This window comes from Mycoplasma sp. P36-A1 (genome assembly GCF_049478495.1).
Taxonomy (GTDB): domain Bacteria; phylum Bacillota_I; class Bacilli_A; order JAJDGJ01; family JAJDGJ01; genus P36-A1.
The window spans coordinates 1297861-1318335 of record NZ_CP168083.1 but is presented as its reverse complement, the minus strand read 5'-3'; the positions used below and the strand labels follow the sequence as shown (position 1 = coordinate 1318335).

Annotated in this window: 23 protein-coding genes, 1 pseudogene, 1 riboswitch and 1 other annotated feature; of the genes and pseudogenes, 19 read left to right on the top strand and 5 right to left on the bottom strand. The window is 26.6% G+C overall.

The annotated features are described in order from the left end of the window. Positions 1-66 precede the first annotated feature (66 nt). Positions 67-618 (top strand): ribosome hibernation-promoting factor, HPF/YfiA family, encoded by a 552-nt coding sequence (hpf, locus tag ACD762_RS06385; protein ID WP_423363157.1) that lies wholly within the window; start codon positions 67-69, stop codon positions 616-618. A 73-nt stretch (positions 619-691) separates the two neighbouring features. Here the strand turns inward: hpf and ACD762_RS06380 are convergent, their stop codons facing one another. The 5 genes from ACD762_RS06380 to ACD762_RS06360 form a co-directional block, all read right to left on the bottom strand. Further along, positions 692-1396, bottom strand: a complete 705-nt coding sequence (locus ACD762_RS06380) for an energy-coupling factor transporter transmembrane component T family protein (RefSeq protein WP_423363156.1) — start codon at positions 1394-1396, stop codon at positions 692-694. Continuing rightward, positions 1390-2799, bottom strand: a complete 1410-nt coding sequence (locus tag ACD762_RS06375) for an ATP-binding cassette domain-containing protein (protein WP_423363155.1) — start codon at positions 2797-2799, stop codon at positions 1390-1392. Before ACD762_RS06375 ends, ACD762_RS06380 begins: the two co-directional genes overlap by 7 nt. Continuing rightward, positions 2799-3386: an ECF transporter S component gene (locus ACD762_RS06370; RefSeq protein WP_423363154.1), complete on the bottom strand. Its 588-nt coding sequence runs from the start codon at positions 3384-3386 to the stop codon at positions 2799-2801. Before ACD762_RS06370 ends, ACD762_RS06375 begins: the two co-directional genes overlap by 1 nt. Beyond that, positions 3386-3997, bottom strand: a complete 612-nt coding sequence (locus tag ACD762_RS06365) for a YkoF family thiamine/hydroxymethylpyrimidine-binding protein (protein WP_423363152.1) — start codon at positions 3995-3997, stop codon at positions 3386-3388. The genes ACD762_RS06370 and ACD762_RS06365 overlap by 1 nt, the downstream gene beginning before the upstream one ends. A 68-nt stretch (positions 3998-4065) precedes the next feature. Further along, positions 4066-4163: riboswitch (TPP riboswitch) on the bottom strand. 581 nt (positions 4164-4744) lie between these two features. Next, the gene (locus ACD762_RS06360; RefSeq protein ID WP_423363151.1) at positions 4745-6007 is read right to left on the bottom strand and encodes an IS30 family transposase; all 1263 of its coding nucleotides are present in this window, start codon (positions 6005-6007) and stop codon (positions 4745-4747) included. Positions 6008-6385: 378 nt separating this feature from the next. Between ACD762_RS06360 and infC the strand changes: the two genes are divergently transcribed. The 18 genes and pseudogenes from infC (at position 6386) to ACD762_RS06270 (ending at position 20394) form a co-directional block, all read left to right on the top strand. Further along, entirely contained in the window at positions 6386-6946 is a 561-nt protein-coding gene (gene infC, locus ACD762_RS06355; RefSeq protein WP_423363150.1) for a translation initiation factor IF-3, read from the top strand. A gap of 18 nt (positions 6947-6964) precedes the next feature. Next, positions 6965-7159: a 50S ribosomal protein L35 gene (gene rpmI, locus ACD762_RS06350; RefSeq protein WP_423363149.1), complete on the top strand. Its 195-nt coding sequence runs from the start codon at positions 6965-6967 to the stop codon at positions 7157-7159. A gap of 28 nt (positions 7160-7187) precedes the next feature. Further along, positions 7188-7538: pseudogene (rplT, locus tag ACD762_RS06345) on the top strand (50S ribosomal protein L20); the annotation flags it as partial. Beyond that, positions 7512-7694, top strand: coding sequence for a Rho termination factor N-terminal domain-containing protein (locus tag ACD762_RS06340; RefSeq protein ID WP_423364719.1), 183 nt, complete (start codon positions 7512-7514; stop codon positions 7692-7694). The pseudogene rplT and the gene ACD762_RS06340, both read left to right, overlap by 27 nt. Before the next feature lie 70 nt (positions 7695-7764). Continuing rightward, entirely contained in the window at positions 7765-8253 is a 489-nt protein-coding gene (locus tag ACD762_RS06335) for a dUTP diphosphatase (RefSeq protein ID WP_423363148.1), read from the top strand. After that, the gene (locus ACD762_RS06330; RefSeq protein ID WP_423363147.1) at positions 8253-8939 is read left to right on the top strand and encodes a M48 family metallopeptidase; all 687 of its coding nucleotides are present in this window, start codon (positions 8253-8255) and stop codon (positions 8937-8939) included. The genes ACD762_RS06335 and ACD762_RS06330 overlap by 1 nt, the downstream gene beginning before the upstream one ends. Before the next feature lie 93 nt (positions 8940-9032). Continuing rightward, positions 9033-10052: a lysylphosphatidylglycerol synthase transmembrane domain-containing protein gene (locus tag ACD762_RS06325; RefSeq protein WP_423363146.1), complete on the top strand. Its 1020-nt coding sequence runs from the start codon at positions 9033-9035 to the stop codon at positions 10050-10052. Next, on the top strand, positions 10052-11293 hold the full coding sequence (locus tag ACD762_RS06320; protein WP_423363144.1) for a glycosyltransferase: 1242 nt from the start codon (positions 10052-10054) through the stop codon (positions 11291-11293). The genes ACD762_RS06325 and ACD762_RS06320 overlap by 1 nt, the downstream gene beginning before the upstream one ends. Further along, a complete protein-coding gene (locus ACD762_RS06315) occupies positions 11208-12011 on the top strand; it encodes a RecX family transcriptional regulator (protein ID WP_423363143.1) in 804 nt (267 codons plus the stop codon). Before ACD762_RS06320 ends, ACD762_RS06315 begins: the two co-directional genes overlap by 86 nt. After that, positions 11998-12939, top strand: coding sequence for a 3'-5' exoribonuclease YhaM family protein (locus ACD762_RS06310; RefSeq protein ID WP_423363142.1), 942 nt, complete (start codon positions 11998-12000; stop codon positions 12937-12939). Before ACD762_RS06315 ends, ACD762_RS06310 begins: the two co-directional genes overlap by 14 nt. Before the next feature lie 163 nt (positions 12940-13102). After that, complete coding sequence (locus ACD762_RS06305) at positions 13103-13549, top strand: YciI family protein (protein WP_423363141.1); 447 nt, start codon at positions 13103-13105, stop codon at positions 13547-13549. An 88-nt stretch (positions 13550-13637) separates the two neighbouring features. Further along, positions 13638-14816 (top strand): MalY/PatB family protein, encoded by a 1179-nt coding sequence (locus tag ACD762_RS06300; protein WP_423363140.1) that lies wholly within the window; start codon positions 13638-13640, stop codon positions 14814-14816. Between the two features lie 18 nt (positions 14817-14834). After that, positions 14835-15206 carry a hypothetical protein gene (locus ACD762_RS06295; protein WP_423363139.1) on the top strand — a complete coding sequence of 124 codons (372 nt, stop codon included), beginning with the start codon at positions 14835-14837 and terminating at the stop codon, positions 15204-15206. A 65-nt stretch (positions 15207-15271) separates the two neighbouring features. Beyond that, complete coding sequence (locus ACD762_RS06290; RefSeq protein ID WP_423363138.1) at positions 15272-15814, top strand: hypothetical protein; 543 nt, start codon at positions 15272-15274, stop codon at positions 15812-15814. Positions 15815-15854: 40 nt separating this feature from the next. Next, positions 15855-16072, top strand: a binding site (T-box leader). A gap of 79 nt (positions 16073-16151) precedes the next feature. After that, positions 16152-17552: an asparagine--tRNA ligase gene (gene asnS / locus ACD762_RS06285; RefSeq protein ID WP_423363137.1), complete on the top strand. Its 1401-nt coding sequence runs from the start codon at positions 16152-16154 to the stop codon at positions 17550-17552. 217 nt (positions 17553-17769) lie between these two features. Continuing rightward, positions 17770-18534 carry a hypothetical protein gene (locus ACD762_RS06280; RefSeq protein WP_423363136.1) on the top strand — a complete coding sequence of 255 codons (765 nt, stop codon included), beginning with the start codon at positions 17770-17772 and terminating at the stop codon, positions 18532-18534. A gap of 96 nt (positions 18535-18630) precedes the next feature. Next, entirely contained in the window at positions 18631-19728 is a 1098-nt protein-coding gene (locus ACD762_RS06275; RefSeq protein ID WP_423363135.1) for a CDP-glycerol glycerophosphotransferase family protein, read from the top strand. A gap of 3 nt (positions 19729-19731) precedes the next feature. Beyond that, positions 19732-20394 (top strand): hypothetical protein, encoded by a 663-nt coding sequence (locus ACD762_RS06270; protein WP_423363134.1) that lies wholly within the window; start codon positions 19732-19734, stop codon positions 20392-20394. Positions 20395-20475: the final 81 nt, after the last annotated feature.

Genomic DNA, 20475 nt, shown 5'->3' with positions numbered 1-20475 from the left:
TTTACTATTTCTATGTTTAATATATAATATAGATAACTAATAACAGTTAGAAGGGAATGATTACTTATGAAATATTCAGTAAGAGGAGAAAATGTCGAAGTCACTGAGGCGTTAAATGAGTTTGTTAAATCTCGTCTAGATACACTAGATAAATACTTTGTAGTAGATGATACTACAAAAGCTAATGTATTACTTAGTGTAGAGCGTGGAGGAATTGAAAAAGTAGAAACAACAATTCCTACAAAGTTTGGAATTCTTAGAGCAGAAGCTACAGAAAAAGATTTATATGATGCAATTGATAGAGTAGTTGATAAACTTGAAAGACAAGTTAGAAAATTAAAAACAAAATTCAAGAAACATCGTAAAGAAAAAGAAAAATTAGGACTTGCTTTAGATCCTGCTTTCTTAGAAGCACCAGAAGATCTATACTTAGAAGAAGAAGAGGAAATTGTAAGAACTAAACATATAACTCCAGAGGCAAAAGATGTTGAAACAGCAATCTTAGAAATGGAAATGTTACATCATGATTTCTATATTTATAGAGACATTGAAACTGAAAATATTCATCTTATTTACAAACGTAAAAATGGTGGATATGGTGTAATAGAAACAAATTAAATATATATTACTTACATAACAACAAATGGTATTACTTTTAAAGTAATACCATTTTTTTAGGTTATTTTAATTTTTATAATATAATTCTAATAACAATAATAAATAGACTAAATAATAATATGAATAAATAATCATACCAATTAATATTAGTTTTATGATAACAACTACGTAAAGCATCATCACTAAAACCTTTAGATTCCATAGCTAAAGCAAGCGCATTTGAATAATAAACCGATTTTACAAGCAAGGGTAAATATAAATTAATATTAAGTAAAGAAGGGTTTAAACCACGAGCTTTAAAACTATACTTTAGTTTAAAATATTCATTTTTTAAAAGAGGCATCATATTAAGGCAAGCAATTATACCATAAACAAATTTTGGTGGTAATTTTAATTGCTGTTGCATTGAATAAGAAAAATCTATTACATCAGTAGTTAAAGTAAAGGCAGCACCTAGCATAAAATAACCATAAGTTCGTGCTACAAGCTCAAAGGCATACATACTTTTACTATCAGTAACAATATTAAAAAAGGCAATATTACTTTGGTTTTCTAAGGCATAAAAATTACTTGCTGAAAAATATAAACTTAAACAGGCAATTGAAACAATTAAGAATGTTTTAATAAATGTTAAATAATTTATTTTAGACAACAAAAGGCATACTATTAAGAATGATAATAAAGCTAAATCAAAATAAATATTACTTTGAAAAGCTAAAACTAAGCCTGTTATTAAAAATAATAAACATTTTATTGAAGGGTTTAATATATTTAGCATGATATATCACCATCTATAGTATTTTTCAATAATTGAATACCATCATTAGTAAAGTGTAAATGAACATGTGAAAAAGCACTGGCCAATTCATAATCATGAGTAGTATAAATAATTGTAGTATTATTATGATTATTCTTATCAATTAGCATATTAATAACTTTAATTACATTATTATAATCTTGACCATATGTTGGCTCATCACATAGCAATAATTGTACATTTCTACTAGTTATTAAAGATAATGCAAACCTTCTTTGTTGTCCTTGACTTAATTTATAGGGAGATAAATCTTCTTTATTTGCTAAACTTAAGTTATTTAAAACATTTAAAATAGTACTTGCTATCTTTGTTTCATCCATAAAGTTTTTTAAAGACAGTTCTAATTCTTGCTTTAAATTATTAGTTAGAAATTGATCAATAGGGTTTTGGAAAACATAACCTATATCTTTATAATAAATTTTTTTATTAAATTTACATAAGTCAGTCTTTTTATACAATGCTTTACCCTTATAACTATTCATACCAGCTAAACTGTTTAAAAAACTACTTTTTCCAATACCACTTACACCAGTAATAGCAATAATGCTACCTTGATATATTTTAGTAGTTAAACAGACATTAGCTTCACTATTATCCTTTAATAAAGGTATAAAATTTTCTAGTTCAAATAATACTTCTTTGGTATGTAAATTAGGATAAATAAAATTATAGTTTTCAGTATTAGGATAATTATCTTTATTATATACTGTTATTGTTTTATTATCTAAGACATATATATTATCACTGAAAGCTAATAATTTATCAATTTTGTGATCGATAATAATAATAGTTTTATTTTTATCGTGTTGTAGTTGTACTAATTTCTTGATCAGTAGTCTAGTTGTGTCAGGGTCAACATTGGCAAAAGGTTCATCTAACAACCAGACATCACTATCAAGTATATAATTACATGCTAAAGCAACTAACTGTTTTTGACCTCCAGATAAAGTTGAAAGCACTCTAGTTTGCAAATGGCAGATATTTACAAAGTTTAAAGCATTCATAACTTTATCTTTAATTAATAAGGGATCACAATTAATATTTTCTAAGCAAAATATTAGTTCATTTTCAACAGTATCCATACAAAACTGTAAATCAGGGTTTTGAAACATCAAAGATAAATAATGACATCTATCTTGATTATTTAATTCATATAAGTCAATATCATCAATAAAAACATTACCTTCAAATTTAATTGAAGATTTATTTAAAGAATTAGAAATGAAATGAAACAATGTAGATTTTCCACTTCCACTAACACCAGTAACTAGATTGAAAGAATTATTTTCAAATTCAAGATTTAATTTATTAAATAAAGTATATTCTTTAAATGATAAACTGAAATCTTTTATAACTAAAGACATTAGACTTCATTGTTGTTTATTTCATAGTTTTCTAAAACACCAGTCTTAGCTAATGCATCTACTAATTTTTTAACTAAAAATCCACTAAAAAACCAAGCTGAAATAAATCTAATTACAAAAATCGCAACTAACATTCCAATAGAGATACCTGTAAAATTAGAACGGAAGAATCCCCAAATAAAGCTTGTAATTGTTGCACCTAAAGCAGATATAGTAAAAGTTTTCATTGAATAACTTTTATATGAAGTTGCAAAGAAAGCTGCTTCAGAACCAATACCTTGAACTAAACCAGACACAAAAATAATTGGGCCATACATGTTTCCTAAAAAAACTTCAATTAAAGCTGCAAGCATTTCAGCTATTGTAGCAACTCCTGGTTTTCTAATAATATAAACAGCAAGTGTTGCCGCCATAAACCAAATTCCAAAAATAAATTCATTAGCTAAGATACCTAAACCAAGAGGTGTTAGTAAAACTCCTAAATAAATACCAATATGAACAGCTCCTAAATAAATAATTCCAAAAATAATTGAAATTAGACCAATCATAATTATGTCTTTTAATTCCCATTTATACATATTTTTCATTATAGAGTTTCTCCTTTTAAACTAGGACTGTTTACACTTAAAGTTGCTTCTAAAACATAGTGATTCAAGTTTTTAAAAGAATAACTTAAAACTTCATTGAAATAATCAAACATATCTTTAGCAGAACCAGTTAAAAGAGTTACATAGTGATCACTAGTAGGTTTTAAATTATATTTATTTGCAAGTTCTACAATATACATAATTTCTTTCATATAATCATTATCTCCAAAAACATAAAAAGAATACTTAGCATGTACTAGAAAAGAATCATCAGTTTTTACATCTAAATTATCCAGCTCATTTTCTTGAATAATAACATCAGCATCAACATCTCCAGGACAGCCTTTAGAAAAAGTTAATTCACAAACACTATGAATATCTTTGTGATAAGCATTAGTAAATAACTGCTTAGCAGTATGTACTACATAAGATTGACTTCCACGATACATTGTTGAAAATAAATCAGTTTTACTATAAACCTTACTTGAATCTACATCTTTAACAGCATCTAATATTATATTGACATAATCATTAGACATAGGATAATACGATAGACGGCAACCAGTAATATTAATATTACCAGTGCAACCACATTGTGCTTTGTTTTGCATTTTAATACCTCCAAAAAATTTATATACAAAAAAACCGTGCTTATTCCACTGAACAAAAACGGTTACGTGTTAAATCGTAATCACTTCCCTACGTTGGTACTAACCAAATCAGGTTCAAAGGGACAGGAAAAGACCATCTCAGCATTAAGCGCCCCTAGTGGAAAAGAATGTATTAAATTGTATGTAATAAATATAACACAAAAAAAGACTAGTAAAATAAAAATATCGTAAAATAATGGTTAACTAAAGTTTTTTTCAGGCTGAATTATGTATTACTACTATTATAGTTATATTCATAATTATGTTTTTAAAACAATTTTAATATTATATAAACTAAAAATTTAAATAAATAATGATTCAGCTACATAATCACATAAAACATAAGATAATAATATTTTACTAATTGTTTTATAATTACTTCTAGTAATAAATATAAAGATATGATAGAATAGAGAAGCTGAGTTAAAATTGCTTGGTAAAGTGTAAAACTTAATTCTACACTTAGGCTATAGATGGTTCATGTAATACTAAATTCTATATCTAACGATTAAAAGGTGTTTTTTTAGTGATGTTTACTTTCAATACTTATCTATAGTGGTATACTTATATTCAAAGTAAGACTAATTTCTACACACTGAAAATCATAGTAGTTTTGTAATTTTGTAATGTTGTAACACTAACTTCTACTATGTATGTATTCATTCATTCGATAGAATTTCGCTTATTTTGATATTAATTCGTTACGGTTTATTTCTTTATAAGTTTTGGCTTAAGTATTATACTTGAAGGTTCTATTTCACTAATTTTTAGTAATTGTAATATTTCATTGGTGTTATCAATAAAATATTTCATATAATTAATTGGTGATTTACCATTACAAGTTTCAACTGGATATGAATTAATATGTGAAAAGATTAGATCTAAATCTTCTTGTGATTTTAAGCCAAGATTATTTAGATCTTTTTCTTTTGGCAATATATATCGCAATGTTACATGGCCTCTTTCAACATTTGCTTTTTGATATGAAGCCATTGGATCACAATAAAATAATTTACTACCTAATTCTTCAATTTTATCAGTTGCATAAAATTCACTACCTCTATCTGTTAAAATCACCTGAAATATATTTTTATATAAGTCATCTCCAAGTAAAGACTTTAAATATTTTAGACCATTTACCATTGCTTCCATAGATTTTTCATTTTGATAGACCCCAATCATAATTTTGAATTTTCTAATATAAAAAGTCTGAATAAATGGACCAGTTGATATATTATTATATACTGTATCCATTTCTACTACAGAGGATGAAGCATGTTCCAATAAATATTTTTCAAAGTCATTAAACTTTCTGTTGGTTAAATAAGCTCTATTATTTCTTGGCTTTGATTTAATTTTTTTTACTTTTCTTGATACTTTACATCTTAAATCGAGATCTATTAAACCATCTTTAGAAAAGACTCCATTAGAAATATAATTATAGAGTGTCTTTTCACAAATATTTAAATTATCATTAGATTTAATAATCGCATATGGAGAATGTCCATTATTTATTAAAGGTTTGATAATAGAACCGATAATTGAAGCTTGAGAAGTAGTAAGGTTTACACCTATACGTGAATCTACAAGTGAATACTCATATTCATTTTGAGCTCTTTTCGCATCATATCTATACCTAGTATATCTACAGCTAACTATATCAACACATCCATTACAAACACCGATTATTTTATCTCTATGCTTACAAGGTATCATTGAATAATCAGAGCAAGTATTATTACATTTATTAACTTTACATTCTTGCATATGAATACAATCAAATACAAGACTTCTATCTCTTGAATAAGACTTAATATATAAGTATCGATGATTTTTAATTTCTTTGCTTATTGTAGATTTACTTTTACCTAAATCTTTAGCGATTGAAGTTTTAGTAGCAAGTTCTTTAAGTTTACTTTCAATGTATTCTCTTTCTACTAAAGTTAAATGTTTACCTTTGTTTGTTTCCATACTAATCACTCTTTCATAAAAATATAAAAAGCGAAATCTATTAATACTATTGTATACCTGTGTAAGACTAACTTCTACTGATATTTTAATGATAATCGATGTAAGACTTAATTCTACGAATTAAGTGGAAGTGTAGAAGTTAACTTTACACTTTACAGTTAAAATTGCTTATATATAAGCTTTCAACTTAATTGTATATAGTATTGACAGTTAAAGTTAATTTTGATATAATTACAAGTGCGTGGAAAGAAGATGCAAATCTCACCCGATGACAAAATAGTTATGGGTAAAGGTCACTGACGATACAGTATGTAGAGACAAAACCTTATTGAGAAAATGTAACACTCTTTTTACAGAGTGTTTTTTTATTAAAATGAAATGGAGGGCACTATTATTAGTAAATTTGGTTCAGGAAATAAAGGATTTGCCAAAAATGATGATTTGGTAAATGAGGCTATTAGAGCAAGAGAAGTATTATTAATTGACGATAAAGGGGTACAAGTTGGTGTTATTAACACTAAAGAAGCAATGAAAATGGCTTTAGAAAAAAACTTAGACTTAGTTGTGGTTGCAGCAAAAGCAAACCCACCAGTAGCCAAAATAATTGACTATGGAAAATATCGTTTCGAAGCTCAAAAGAAAGCTAAAGAAGCAAAAAAGAATCAGAAAATTCAAGATACAAAAGAAATTAGATTATCACCAGTAATTGATACTAACGATGTTAATACAAAATTAAAAAATGCACGTAAGTTCTTAGAAAAAGGTGACAAATTAAAAGTAGCAATGCGATTTAGAGGACGTCAAATGGCTCATACTGATATAGGTAGAGAAATTATGAAAAACTTTATTGCAGGTATCGAAGATATAGCAGTGGTGGAAAAAGCACCTAAGTTAGAGGGTAACAACATGATCATGTTTGTTGCACCTAAAAAGAAATAGCATAGGAGGAAGAAGATTATGCCAAAAATGAAATCACACCGTGGTTTAGCTAAACGTGTTAAGAAAACAGGAACAGGAAAACTTAAAAGAGGACGTGCTTATACTTCTCACTTAGCACCAAGAAAATCAACGAAACAAAGAAGACAACTTAGAAAAGCATCATTAATTTCTAAGAGCGATTACAAAAGAATCAAAACATTATTAGTTAAATAATTAATAATATAAGGAGGAAACGAAAAACATGGCAAGAGTAAAAGGTGGAAACGTCGCAAGAAATAGACGTAAAAAAGTATTAAAACTTGCAAAAGGTTATTATGGATCAAAAAGCAAGCTTTATAGAACAGCAAATGAGCAGGTAATGAAATCATTACAATATGCTTTTAGAGATAGAAAACAACTAAAAAGAAACATGAGAAGATTATGGATTGCAAGAATCAATGCAGCAGCAAGAATGCATGATATTTCATATTCAAGATTAACTCATGGTTTAAAATTAGCTGGAATTGAAATCAATAGAAAAATGCTTTCAGAAATGGCTATTCACGATGAAAAAGGTTTTGAAATTATTGTAAACCAAGCTAAAGATGCATTAGAAGGAAAAACTACAGTAACTGTAGAAGAAACTGCTGTTGCAACTGAAAGTTTAGAAGATAAAACTGTCGTAGAATTAAGAGCTATGGCTAAAGAAGCAGGTAAAACTGGTTATTCTGCAATGAAAAAAGAAGAATTAATCGATTTACTTAAATAATTAATCAGGCTAAAATACGGTTGTATTTTAGCTTTTTTTTAATTAAAAATTATGAATAGGAGAAAATACAATGGAAATAAATTTAGAAAAAATTAAACCAATACAAGCTGATTTAGATCAAAAAATTGCAGCTATACATAATGTTAACAACCATGATACTAAATCAAAAAGAATATTAGCTTTTTTAGTAGAATTAGGTGAACTAGCAAATGAAACAAGAACATTCAAATATTGGTCTTTAAAAGATGCTTCAGCTAAAGAAGTAATATTAGAAGAATATGTTGATGGAATACATTTTTTAGTATCATTAGCAAATGATCTTGATATACAATTAGATTTTAATGTTGAAAATGATAAACAATCATTAACTCAACAATTTATAAAAGTATTCACATTAGCAACAAATTTAAATGATAATTTTAACAATGAGAACATTCATAAATTATTTGAACAGTATATTAAAGTAGCAATTAGTCTAAACTTTACTAAAGATGATATTATAAATGCCTATATGGAAAAGAATAAAACAAACCACCAAAGACAAGCAGATGGTTATTAATGGATAGTTTTAAACATCGTAATTATTATGTTGTAATAGATAAAAAATCAAAAAATAAAAATACTTATATTAGAATGAAAACAGATGGCTCACTATTAATTACAACACCTTATCATACTAACAAAGAGCAGTTACTACCATTTATAGATCAATATATAGATAGGATAGAAAATAAGTATGATTTAGAAAAAATGAAAAAGAGTGGCTACCAAAATAATGATATTATAAACTATCTTGACAATCAATATACTATCCAAGTGAAAAAAACAAATGGTAACCAAATAGCATTTATAGAAAAAGAATACTTATATATAATGGTAAAGGATATCAACGATAAAGAAGTAATTAACAAACTAGTTGATAAGTTTATGGTTGAATCTGCAAAAAAAATATTAGAAAAAAGATTTTTTGAGATAGTACAGTCTTTTCAACACATTGATTTTTTACCGAAATTAAAAGTGCGAAAGATGATTTCAAAGTATGGAACATGTTATTATAAAAGAAATGAAGTAGTATTATCTTCTATGTTACTTCATTATGATCAAGAGTGTATTGATTATGTAATAGTGCATGAATTAGCACACTTTATCATACCAAATCATTCAAAAAAGTTTTATAACTTAGTAAGTATTTATTTACCAAATTATAAAAATGCTGAAAATAAACTTAAAAATTTGAAAAGATAGTCTGTTTAATCTTACATTTTTTTAATGTTCACTGTATTTATTTGAACTAAAAGAATAAATAAGGTAAAATATTTAAAGAAACAGGGGGATTAGATGGATAAAAAAACAAAAAGAAATTTTGCGATTATAGTAGCTATTACATTTGTAGTAATGGTATTTTCATTTAAGAATGATTATGAGAATATTATTAAAATGTTTTCAAATATAAATATATTTTGGTTTATCATTGCCCTAGTTATAATGATAATGTACAACTTACTTGATGCTTATTTTATATATTATTATTGTCGAAGATTTGATAAAAACTATACGTTTAGAAATGCTATTGATGCTCAACAAACAGGGGCTTTCTTTAGCGCAATTACGCCGTTTGCAAGTGGTGGACAATTTGCACAAGTATTATTGTTTACTAAACAAAAAGTACCTTCAAACAGATCAGCTAGTATGTTAATGTTAAGTTTTATATCTTGGCAAAGTGTATTAGTAATTTTTGGAGCTTTAGCATTACTATTTAACTATGCTAAACTATCAGTAACATTTGATGCAATATTTAATTTAGTATTCTTAGGTTTTTTCATAAACTTGGTAGTTATAGTAGGACTGTTTTTAACAGCTTTTTCAGAAAAATTTCATCGCTTTATATTTGGAACAATCATTCCTTTTTTAGGAAAGATTAAAATTCTAAAAAATGTAGAAGAAAAAAAGAATTCTGCCAAAATATGGTTACAACTATTTAGAGATGAATTTAATACTTTACTATTACATAAAGATATAATGATACACAGAGTTGGTATAGATACCTTAAAAATATTTACTTTTTATTCAATTCCATTTTTTGCAGCTAAAGCATTAAACTTACATTTAGATCCCTCACAACTAATGAATATAATCATATTAACAGCTTTTGTCTTTATGATTGCATCATTTATTCCACTACCTGGAGCAGCAGGAGGAACTGAAGGAACATTTATGTTATTATTAGGGCCAGTGTTTGGAGTTGCCACAACATCAGTAATGTTATTATGGCGTTTTCTAACATATTACTTAGTAATGATAGTAGGCTTTGTGATATTTGCTAATGTAAAAGAATTGAAAAAGGGAGTTGAAGATTAATGAGAGTAGCAATCTTTACAGATACATATTCTCCTGATATCAATGGTGTAGTTACATCAGTTCGTATTCTAGAAGAAGAGCTCAAGAAAAATAAACACGAGGTCTATATAGTAACTTCATCAAACAATACAAGAATCACAAGAGAAGGTAACTTAATTAAATTACCTGGAATATCAATAAAAAAATTATATGGTTATAACCTTTCAGGATTCTATTCAAGAAATGTTATTCAATATTTACATAATTTAGATTTAAACATTATTCATGCTCACACAGAATATGGTGTGGGTATTTTTGCACGTATAGCTGCAAGACAATTAGATATACCATTAGTGTATACCTATCATACAATGTATGAAGATTATACTCATTATGTAACCAAATATACTAACGGACATTTTGAAAAACCTTTAAAAAAGTTAATAGATACAGGAACAAAGTTTTATGCTGATAATACAACAGAATTAATAGTACCATCATTTAAAACGGCAGATGCCTTGTTAAGATATGGAGTAAATAATACAATAAATGTAATCCCTACTGGAATAGATCTATCAAAATTTAAAAAAGACTTATATACAGAAGAACAATTACAAGAAGTAAGAAATGCATATAATATAAAAAAAGATGATTTTGTAGTAATCAATATAGGAAGAATAGCACCAGAAAAGAATACAGATGAAATAGTGAAAGCATTTATTGAAATAAAAAAACAAAATATAAATAATGTAAAGTTACTGATAGTTGGAGATGGACCAAGTTTAGAAACCATAAAAAAAATGATAGTAGATAATAAACTTGAAGAAATAGTATATACAGTAGGAAAAGTAGTTCATGAAAAAGTAGCAATGATGTATCAATGTGCAAATGTTTTTGTTTCAACATCAACATCAGAAACACAAGGATTAACATTTATTGAAGCTATGGCCTCAGGATTGCCAGTTATTTGTCGTTATGATAAAAACTTAGAAAGTTTAGTTATTGAAGACAAAACTGGTTATTATATTGATAGTTATAATGAATTAGCCTCAAAAATACTTCAATTATCAAATATAGATAAACAAACATATGAAAAACTAGTAGAAAATGCATTAAATAAATCAACAGAATATTCAAGTGAACTATTTTATAAACAAATAATGGTGGTGTATAACAATGCAATCAGAAATCTTAGAAGTAAAAAAATCAAAAATAATAACATACAAAATAAAATCGCTATCAAAAACAAAAAGATTTTATAAGTTAGAAATAGAAAATCATGAAACAATAATTGTTAATGAAGATGATATTTTTGAGTTTAAATTATATAAAGATCAAGAAATTTCTAGTACAGATTATGAAATACTAAAAGAAAAAGGAATATACTATCAAGTCTTAGAATATGCAGTTGATATTACAAGCAAACGTTTTATTACTAGTAAAATGTTGCAAGATAAATTAGAAAACAAACAATATGATAAAGATATAATAATACAAGTAGTCCAATATTTAAAGAAAATAAAACTACTTGATGATAAAGCCTTTCAAGAATCATATATAGCTCAAAAAGTTAGAGAGGGTTATGGACCACTTTATATAAAAAATAAATTATATGAAAAAGGTATTAATACAAATATCAAGCTAACTGAACAACAACAAAAAGAGATATTAGAAAAAAAATATGTAAGTGGTTTTTATAAGAGTAAGAACAAAAGAGAATACAATCAAAAATTTATCAATAAAATGAAAACACAAGGCTTTGATATGTCAATAATAAAACAAACATTATATCAAATTGATGAAGAAGAAGATTTAGAAAATTTAGATAAAGATGCAAGACAACTTTACAAGAAATATGCAAATAAGTATACAGGATATAAGCTTAAATCAAATATATATGCAAAATTATATCAAAAAGGTTATGATAAAAATAGTATACTGCAAAAAATAGAGGAGTTAATAGAAAATGAAATACATTAATGAATTTGCTGAAGGAGATAAAATAGAAGATATCTACTTAATATCAAATTTAGTAAAAGGAAAAACAACATCAGGAAATGATTATTTAAGCCTTAAATTACAAGATAAAACAAATGAAATCGATAGTAAATTATGGCAAATTAATAAAGAATTATTAGATACAATAAAAACAGGAATGTTTATAAAAGTAAAAGCTAATGTTATTGATTATCGAGATAATTTACAGTTAAAATTAGAAAAAATTGAAATAGTAGATTCTGCAACAATCGATATGAGTAACTACATTAAAACAGCTGTATTATCAAAAGAGGAAATGCATCAATTACTACAACACTTCATCTCAGAAATTAATGATGAAGTAATACAAAAACTTGTAAAAGCAATGTTGAATAAATACCATGAAAATCTATTTGATTATCCAGCAGCTTCTAAAAATCACCATGCATATCATGGTGGCTTAGCATACCATACAGTTTCAATGCTTAAACTTGCAAGTGCATTAAAAAAACTTTATCCTCAAATAAACAAAGATTATTTATATGCTGGAATAATAATGCATGATTTAGGAAAAATAGAAGAGCTTAGTGGAGTTGTAGCAACAGAATATACAATAAAAGGTAAGTTATTAGGACATATATCAATAGTACATTCAGAACTATTATGCATTGCTAAAGCATTTAAAGTTGAAGACTTAGAACAAACAATGATCTTAGAACATATGATACTATCACATCATGGAAAATTAGAATATGGTTCTCCAGTCTTACCAATGACAAGAGAAGCAGAACTTATAAACTATATAGATAATATAGATGCTAGAATGGACACTTTAGATAAAGTATATGAATCAATAGATCCAGGAACATTTAGTCCTAGAGTCTTTCCATTAGAAAACAGATCTTTTTATAAATATAAAGAAAATAAATAAACAAAATAAGAATAAGTAAAAGTGAGTTCACACAGAACTCACTTTTTTGTCTTATAGTAAATCAAAGAAACTATTATTTAAAATATAGTGCTAATTATAAGAAACAGATTAAAGTATAATGTTAAAATAAAAAAGAACAAATATAAATAATGGAGGGATTATAATGAATTATTACATAGTAGAATATGACTATACTGATGATGTAGTAGAAATTTTAGAAAGATTAATGTGTGAATCAATTAAAGATGCAGATCAAAATAAGTTTATGAAAGATGGTCAAGCAATGATAAATGCTATAAATGAATTACTACAAGCAGGAATAGCAAATGAAAATGAGAGAAAACAAGTAGTAGCAATCAAAGAGGCAATTGCAAAACATTTAGACTATTTAAATAGGTATATTAAAATAAATAAAATACTACTATTTGGTCCAAAATTAACAGAGTTTGGGAGTTTTGTTATAATTAAAATGGATAATGAAAATGATTTAGAAGATTTTCTAAAAGAAGATCCAATGAATAAAGTAAAATTATTAACTTGTAAGACACATCCAATAAGTATAACAAATGGTCTTCAAGAAATCATGAATTGGGCTCAAATAAACAATTAAGAAAAAAGATAATAACAAAAAGGCATAGTATTTTCTAAAATTAGTACTTTTTGTTATACTAAACATATAAAGTAAAGGAGATGGATACATGAAATATGACTTTGATAAAGTAATAGATCGACATAACACCTATAGTACAAAATGGGATTTTATGAACACATTAGATCAAAGAGCAGAAAAAGATACCTTACCAATGTGGATTGCAGATATGGATTTTGAAATAGCTTCTCCAATATCAAATGCAATTAAAGACTATTTAAAACTGAATTTACTAGGATATAGTATGCCAACAGATCGCTTAAATGAAGCAATACTAACCTATTATAAACGAAGATTTGATTGGGATATCTTAAAAGATAGTATTTGCTTTTCACCAGCAATATTACCAGCAATTTCAAATTTAATTCAACTTCTAACTGATGAACAAGAAGGAGTTATAATACAATCACCAGTATATACACCTTTTTTTAATCTCATTAAAGGAAATAATCGAGTTGTAGCAAACAATAAACTTATATTAAAAGATGGAAGTTATCAAATGGACTTAGTAGATTTAAGAAAACTTGCTAGTAAGGGTGAAAATAAAGTAATACTGTTGTGTTCACCACATAATCCAGTAGGTCGAGTTTGGTCAAAAGATGATTTAGCTGAAGTAATAAGAATAGCAAGAGTAACTAATACTTATTTAATAGTAGATGAAATACATTGTGATTTAATAAGAGAAAATGAAAAACATAATCCAATATTTAATGTTGTAAAACATCAAGATAGAAATCAAATAATAAGTTTAATTTCACCATCAAAATCATTTAATATACCAGGATTATCAACAGCATTTGCTATAATTGAAGATGAAAAATTACGAAATAGGTTTAATACCATGAATAAAATGAGTAAAGGATTAGGTGGTATGCAACCATTAAGTATAGTTGGTACTATTGCAGCTTATGAACAAGGTGATGAGTGGCTAAATCAACTGCTAGTATATCTAGATGAAAATTTTAAAATGTTTAAAGAAGAAATAGAAAAAGCACTGCCAAAAGCAAAGATAAATATAGCTCAAGGAACTTATTTAGGATGGCTAGACTTAAGCGCTTATGGAAGCAATGAAGTAGTTTTAGAAAAGCTTATAGAAAAAGGTAAAATATTATTACAAGATGGAACTTTATTTGGTTTAGGTGGAGAAGGCTATTTTAGAATAAACTTAGCAACATCTAAAACAACCATTAAAGAAAGTATATATAGAATTACAAAAGCATTAAAATAAAAGATCGGAGAGATAAATATGATAAATAACAATGATGGAATGATTAACCAAAGCCCAAACGAGGACTATGTAGATAGTTCAAAAATACCAAATGATCAAAATGCATGTTCAAATGTTACAAATGACTCAGTGCCACTACCAAATATTGATGATGTAGAGCCAACAGCAGGTCAAGTCTCATCAACAGTAGATGAAATTGCTAGATCAAAAGCAAAGAGTGTTTCAAAACCAACATTTACCAATACTGAATCAGATTTAACAGGTGATGATCAGTTATTCGACTCACCAAATGATGATTATGTAGATAGTTCAAAAATTCCAAATGATCAAAATGCATGTTCAAATCAAACAAGCGATAGTAGTCCAATTGGAAACATTAACAAATTATAAGATGTAGTGTATAATAAGGCTAGCTAAAACTAGCCTTTTAAATATTTAAGAAATAGGGGAGAATTATGGATTACATAAAAAAACAATTAATTGAAGAGATGACATGTGTAAAAATAAAACAGGAGTTTAAAAATTCAGAAATCTATGATTTACAATTAATAACACAAGGATATTATCGTATAATGATAGCAGTAGACTTTGATAATGGACTAGTAGATATAAAAAGTAATATCAAAGAAATAAATAATGAAACTTTATTTGAAATAGAAGTAGAAGATGATGAAGGATTAGAAGCAATATTAACACAAGCAGACTTTATATTTTCTAATTTTATCTTTTTACAACTGTTTAATGATGATGTTGAAATCATGGTAGCATGTGAATATCTAGATATAAAAGAGTATGAAAATATAGTAATAAAAGCAGCCAATGAATTTAATCAATATATTAATGCAATCGAAGTAGATGAAAACCATGATTTAGAATATCATCTATCAAAAATGGATGATATCAAAGGTCATCAGTTACATGATACAATACAAAGTACAAATGAAAAAATTGATGATATTTTCATCGAATCACTATTAGAAGCTGAACCATTTTCATAGTATAAGAGTTGCAAATATCAAATCAATATGATAAAATATCGACAAGACTAAGAAGGAAAGTCTACAATTAGTATATTCTTGTAAAGCGATTCTGAAGCTGGTGAAAGTCAGAAAAGAATTAATTGTAGGTAACGCTCCAGAGTTTGTTTTTTGAACTAGAGTAGAAAGACACGTTAGCAACGTTACAGCTTTAGAGCGCACTTAGAAAATACTAAGTGAATTAGGATGGTACCGCGAATAAATTAATTCGTTCCTAAATTAATTTTGGGTGCCTTTTTTATTTTGGAAAACAAACCTAAAAATTTAACATAAAATAAAATAAACAGGAGGTTATTATATGATTGATAACTACATAGCAGAGCAGGCATTAATTAGTGATTTATATGAAGAAATAGCTAGCTTAGAATCAAAAACACTAGAAGAATTAGATATAATTACACTACAAGGTTGGATTAGAACTAATAGAGATAATGGGAAAATTGGATTTATTGAATTGAATGATGGAACACAATTTAAAGGTGCTCAAATCGTTTATAATGCAGATACATTAGAAGATTATGATACAGTATCAAAATATCGTACAGGGGCAGGAATCAGTGTAACTGGAAAATTAGTTTTAACACCAGATTCAAAACAACCATTTGAAGTTCACGCTGAAAAGATCGTTCTAGAAGCAGGTTGTAGTGAAGATTACCCATTACAAAAGAAAAGACATTCACTAGAATTTTTAAGAGAAATTCCACATTTACGTCCAAGAACAAATACATTTATGGCCGTAATGAGAATTAGATCTGCTTTATCAATGGCAATTCATGAATTTTATCAATCACAAGGGTTTGTTTATGTTCATGCACCAATCATTACATCAAATGATGCTGAAGGAGCAGGAGAAGCATTCACAGTAACAACTAGAACTGATGGCGATTATGAAAAAGATTTCTTTGGTAAGAAAACATCACTTTCAGTATCTGGACAATTGCATGTAGAAGCATATGCTCTTGCATTTAGAGATACTTATACATTTGGACCAACATTTAGAGCAGAATACTCAAACACAAGTCGTCACGCTTCAGAATTTTGGATGATTGAACCTGAAATAGCATTTGCAGATTTAGGAGATAACATGGATTTAATTGAAGATATGGTAAGATATTGCATTGAGTATGTCTTAAAAGCATGTCCTCAAGAAATGGATTTCTGTGAACAATTTGTTGAAAAAGGAATAAAAGAAAAACTACAAGCTATTGTAGATTCTGAATTTAGAAGAATGACATATACAGAAGCAATAGATATATTACTTAAATCAGGAAAAGAATTTGAATATCCAGTAGAATGGGGTATTGACTTACAATCAGAACATGAAAGATATATTGCAGAACAAATAGTTAATGGACCAGTGTTCTTAACTGATTATCCAAAAGATATCAAAGCATTTTATATGAGATTAAATGAAGACAACAAAACAGTTGCTGCATGTGACTTACTAGTTCCAGGTATTGGAGAATTAGTAGGAGGATCTCAACGTGAAGAAAGATATGATAATCTACTAAAAAGAATGGAAGAAATGAGCATTCCTGTTGAAGGAATGGAATGGTATTTAGACTTAAGAAAATATGGTGGAGTAAAACACTCAGGATTTGGATTAGGATTTGAAAGATTCTTAATGTATATTACAGGAGTTTCAAACATTAGAGATGTAATACCATACCCAAGAACACCAAGAAACTGCCTATTCTAAAATAATAAATATAATTTTATCTAAAAAGGAATTAACAAAAGTTAATTCTTTTTTTTGACATCTATAAAAGCAATTATACAAAATATTGTAATTATTATAATTTAAGTATAGAATAATAACATAAATAAATATCAAAAAGTATAAAAGCTTAGCATCTTATTAAACATTAATATAAAAATATGCTATTCTAAGTAAAAGTATTAAAAGGAGAAAATCAATGAACATAAATTTAAATATAAATATAACACCACAAGAAAGTATCGTTATTTTACCAGCTAACTCAGGTAAAATAATAATAAATAATGAAGCAAAGTTTGATAAAGAAACAAATGATTTAGCTTTAATACTACTCTATGATGGTAACAGACTAGATAAAATGCAACTATCTCGAGACTTTAAAGAGAATGATGTTCAAGACATAAGTAAAATAGTTACAATAATACCACCAAGTAAAATAGAAACATTAAAATTAATCGAATTACTAGAACAAGGTGGAATACATAGACGAGTAATTTCAGATGCACGATTATTAGCTTTTGAAGCAATGTTAGAGCTAATAATGAATACATTAGGATTAAGTTTAGTAGTAACTAAAAAAACAATACCATACAAAGGAAAAGCAGTTCATCGTTGGAATAAAGCTATTGCAGATGAAGTTTTTTATGTAGATCATAATAACAGTAAAGCAACAGTAACATGGCCAACAAGAAGTAAAATGGTAATTAAAGCAGGAGCTACTTTAAGTTTAGACATACCTCTTAATAAAGATGGAAGTGCACGAATGGATGCACGAATGACAAGTCAATTAAGAGATGAAAACAAAAATAAAATAAAAGGAAATAAAACCATCGAAGATGTAATATTAAAAAGTGTTAATGAAGTAGGACTGTTTTTATATTATGGTAATACTAATAGTTGGTTAGTCTTAAAAACAAAAGATAATAAAACAATTAATGAATTAAGTTTAGTAAACAGCAAATAATAATTCAAATTAAATCATACACACATTAAATATAAATAAAGAATATTAACTAAATAAGCTTTATAGTGTATAATATTAACTTGAAGGATTGATAAGATGAAGAAAATAGAAAATATAATAGCAACTATATTAATTAAGTTAACATTTTATCTAACTTATTTGTTGCCAGTTAATAAAAATAAAGTAGCAATAATATCATATTTTAATCAAGACTACAATTTAGAATTTAATAAAATAGTAGAAATATTAAATGCCAATAAAGTAATAGTCAAAAGTGATTTACATAAATTTAATAGTAGTTTAAAAGGAAAGTTTCTATACTTATTTAGTTTTATACATCAAACATATTTGTTTAATACCGCTAAAGTAATTGTAGTAGATGGGAATAGTTTTGTTCATCGTACTATTAATAAAAAGAAGAATGTTCACATAATGCAAGTGTGGCATGCAACAGGTGCCATAAAAAAATTTGGTGAAGAAACAGAAAATAGAAGATATAAGATAAAAGCTTATGATTCAATAATAGTAGGTTCAGAATACTTCAAAGCAATATTTGCAAAAGCTTTAGCGACACCATTAGAAAATGTTAAAGCACTTGGAGTTAGTAAAACAGATTACTTATTTGATCAAGATTTTATAAATGATAGTCAGTATACATTTTATAAAAAATACCCTAAATTAATTAACAAAAAAATAGTACTATATGCACCAACCTTTAGAGGTGATGGTATTGATGATATGAAGTTTGTTAATAAGGATATTAAACAACTACAAAAGCAATTACCAAGCCAATATCAATTAATAGTAAGACTACATCCCCTAATAAAAGAAAAAGTAAATGACTTTATGATGTGTGATGAGTTTAATTTATATACTATGCTTAGTGTAAGTGATATAATAATCTCAGATTACTCAGCACTAATCTATGATGCAGCTATTTTAAATAAACATATAATAATGTATTTAGATGATTTAGAAGAATATAAAAAAACACGTGGCCTAAGTGTGAATATAGATGATTTTTCATTTATAAAAAGCTACACTATAAAAGAAGTAATACACAGTATTACAAATTATAAAATTAATAATGAAAAGAACGTTAAATTTATAAACGAATATTTAGATAAAATAGATGGTTTAAGTAGCCAAAGAATTGCTAAATATATCCTAGAACTTTTGAAAGAAGGTAATTAATAAATGAGAATCAGCAAAAATACCAAAATACTATTTGGAGTATTAACAATATTAATTCTAGCTTTGACATTTACTGAAGTTAAATCAGTTTATGATGCAACTAAAGTAACAAAAAGCACAGAAGCTGAAAAAACATCATTAGAAATTGGACCATACTCAGTCAGTATTACACAATCTGAATATGAAAAATTAATACAAAGTGAATTAACAACAGCATTAGAATCTAAAAAAAATAAAGATATTGTCAATAGTGTTACAAAATATTTTATATCTGACTACTTCTCATTAAGAGATAAACCTAATTTTAATAGTGTAGGTGGAACAGGTTTTGTATTTTCAAAAGTAAAAAAACAATTTACTAAAAATGCAATAAGCGGTTATTACATGGATCTAGAGCAATATAAAAATACTTATGGAGCAGAGAACTTACCACTTGTTAATAAAGTTACAATAGTTAAAACAACTAAAGTAAATAAAACTAAAGTTGCAACATCAGAAACTAAAACTACAAAAGTTGGTGGAGTATATGATGTACAAGTAAAATGGACATATGAGGCCAATGAAAAACTTAGTACTAAATCAATAATAAAAAAAGCAAAAGTAAGACTTGTAAGCAATCCAGAAACAAAAGTATGGTATGTTTATGATATAGAAGCTATTGCATAAATATGACTTATAAAAAAAGGCTCTTTGTCAAATAGGGTGGAATTTTACAATTTGATACATGAGTTAGAACAGGATATAACA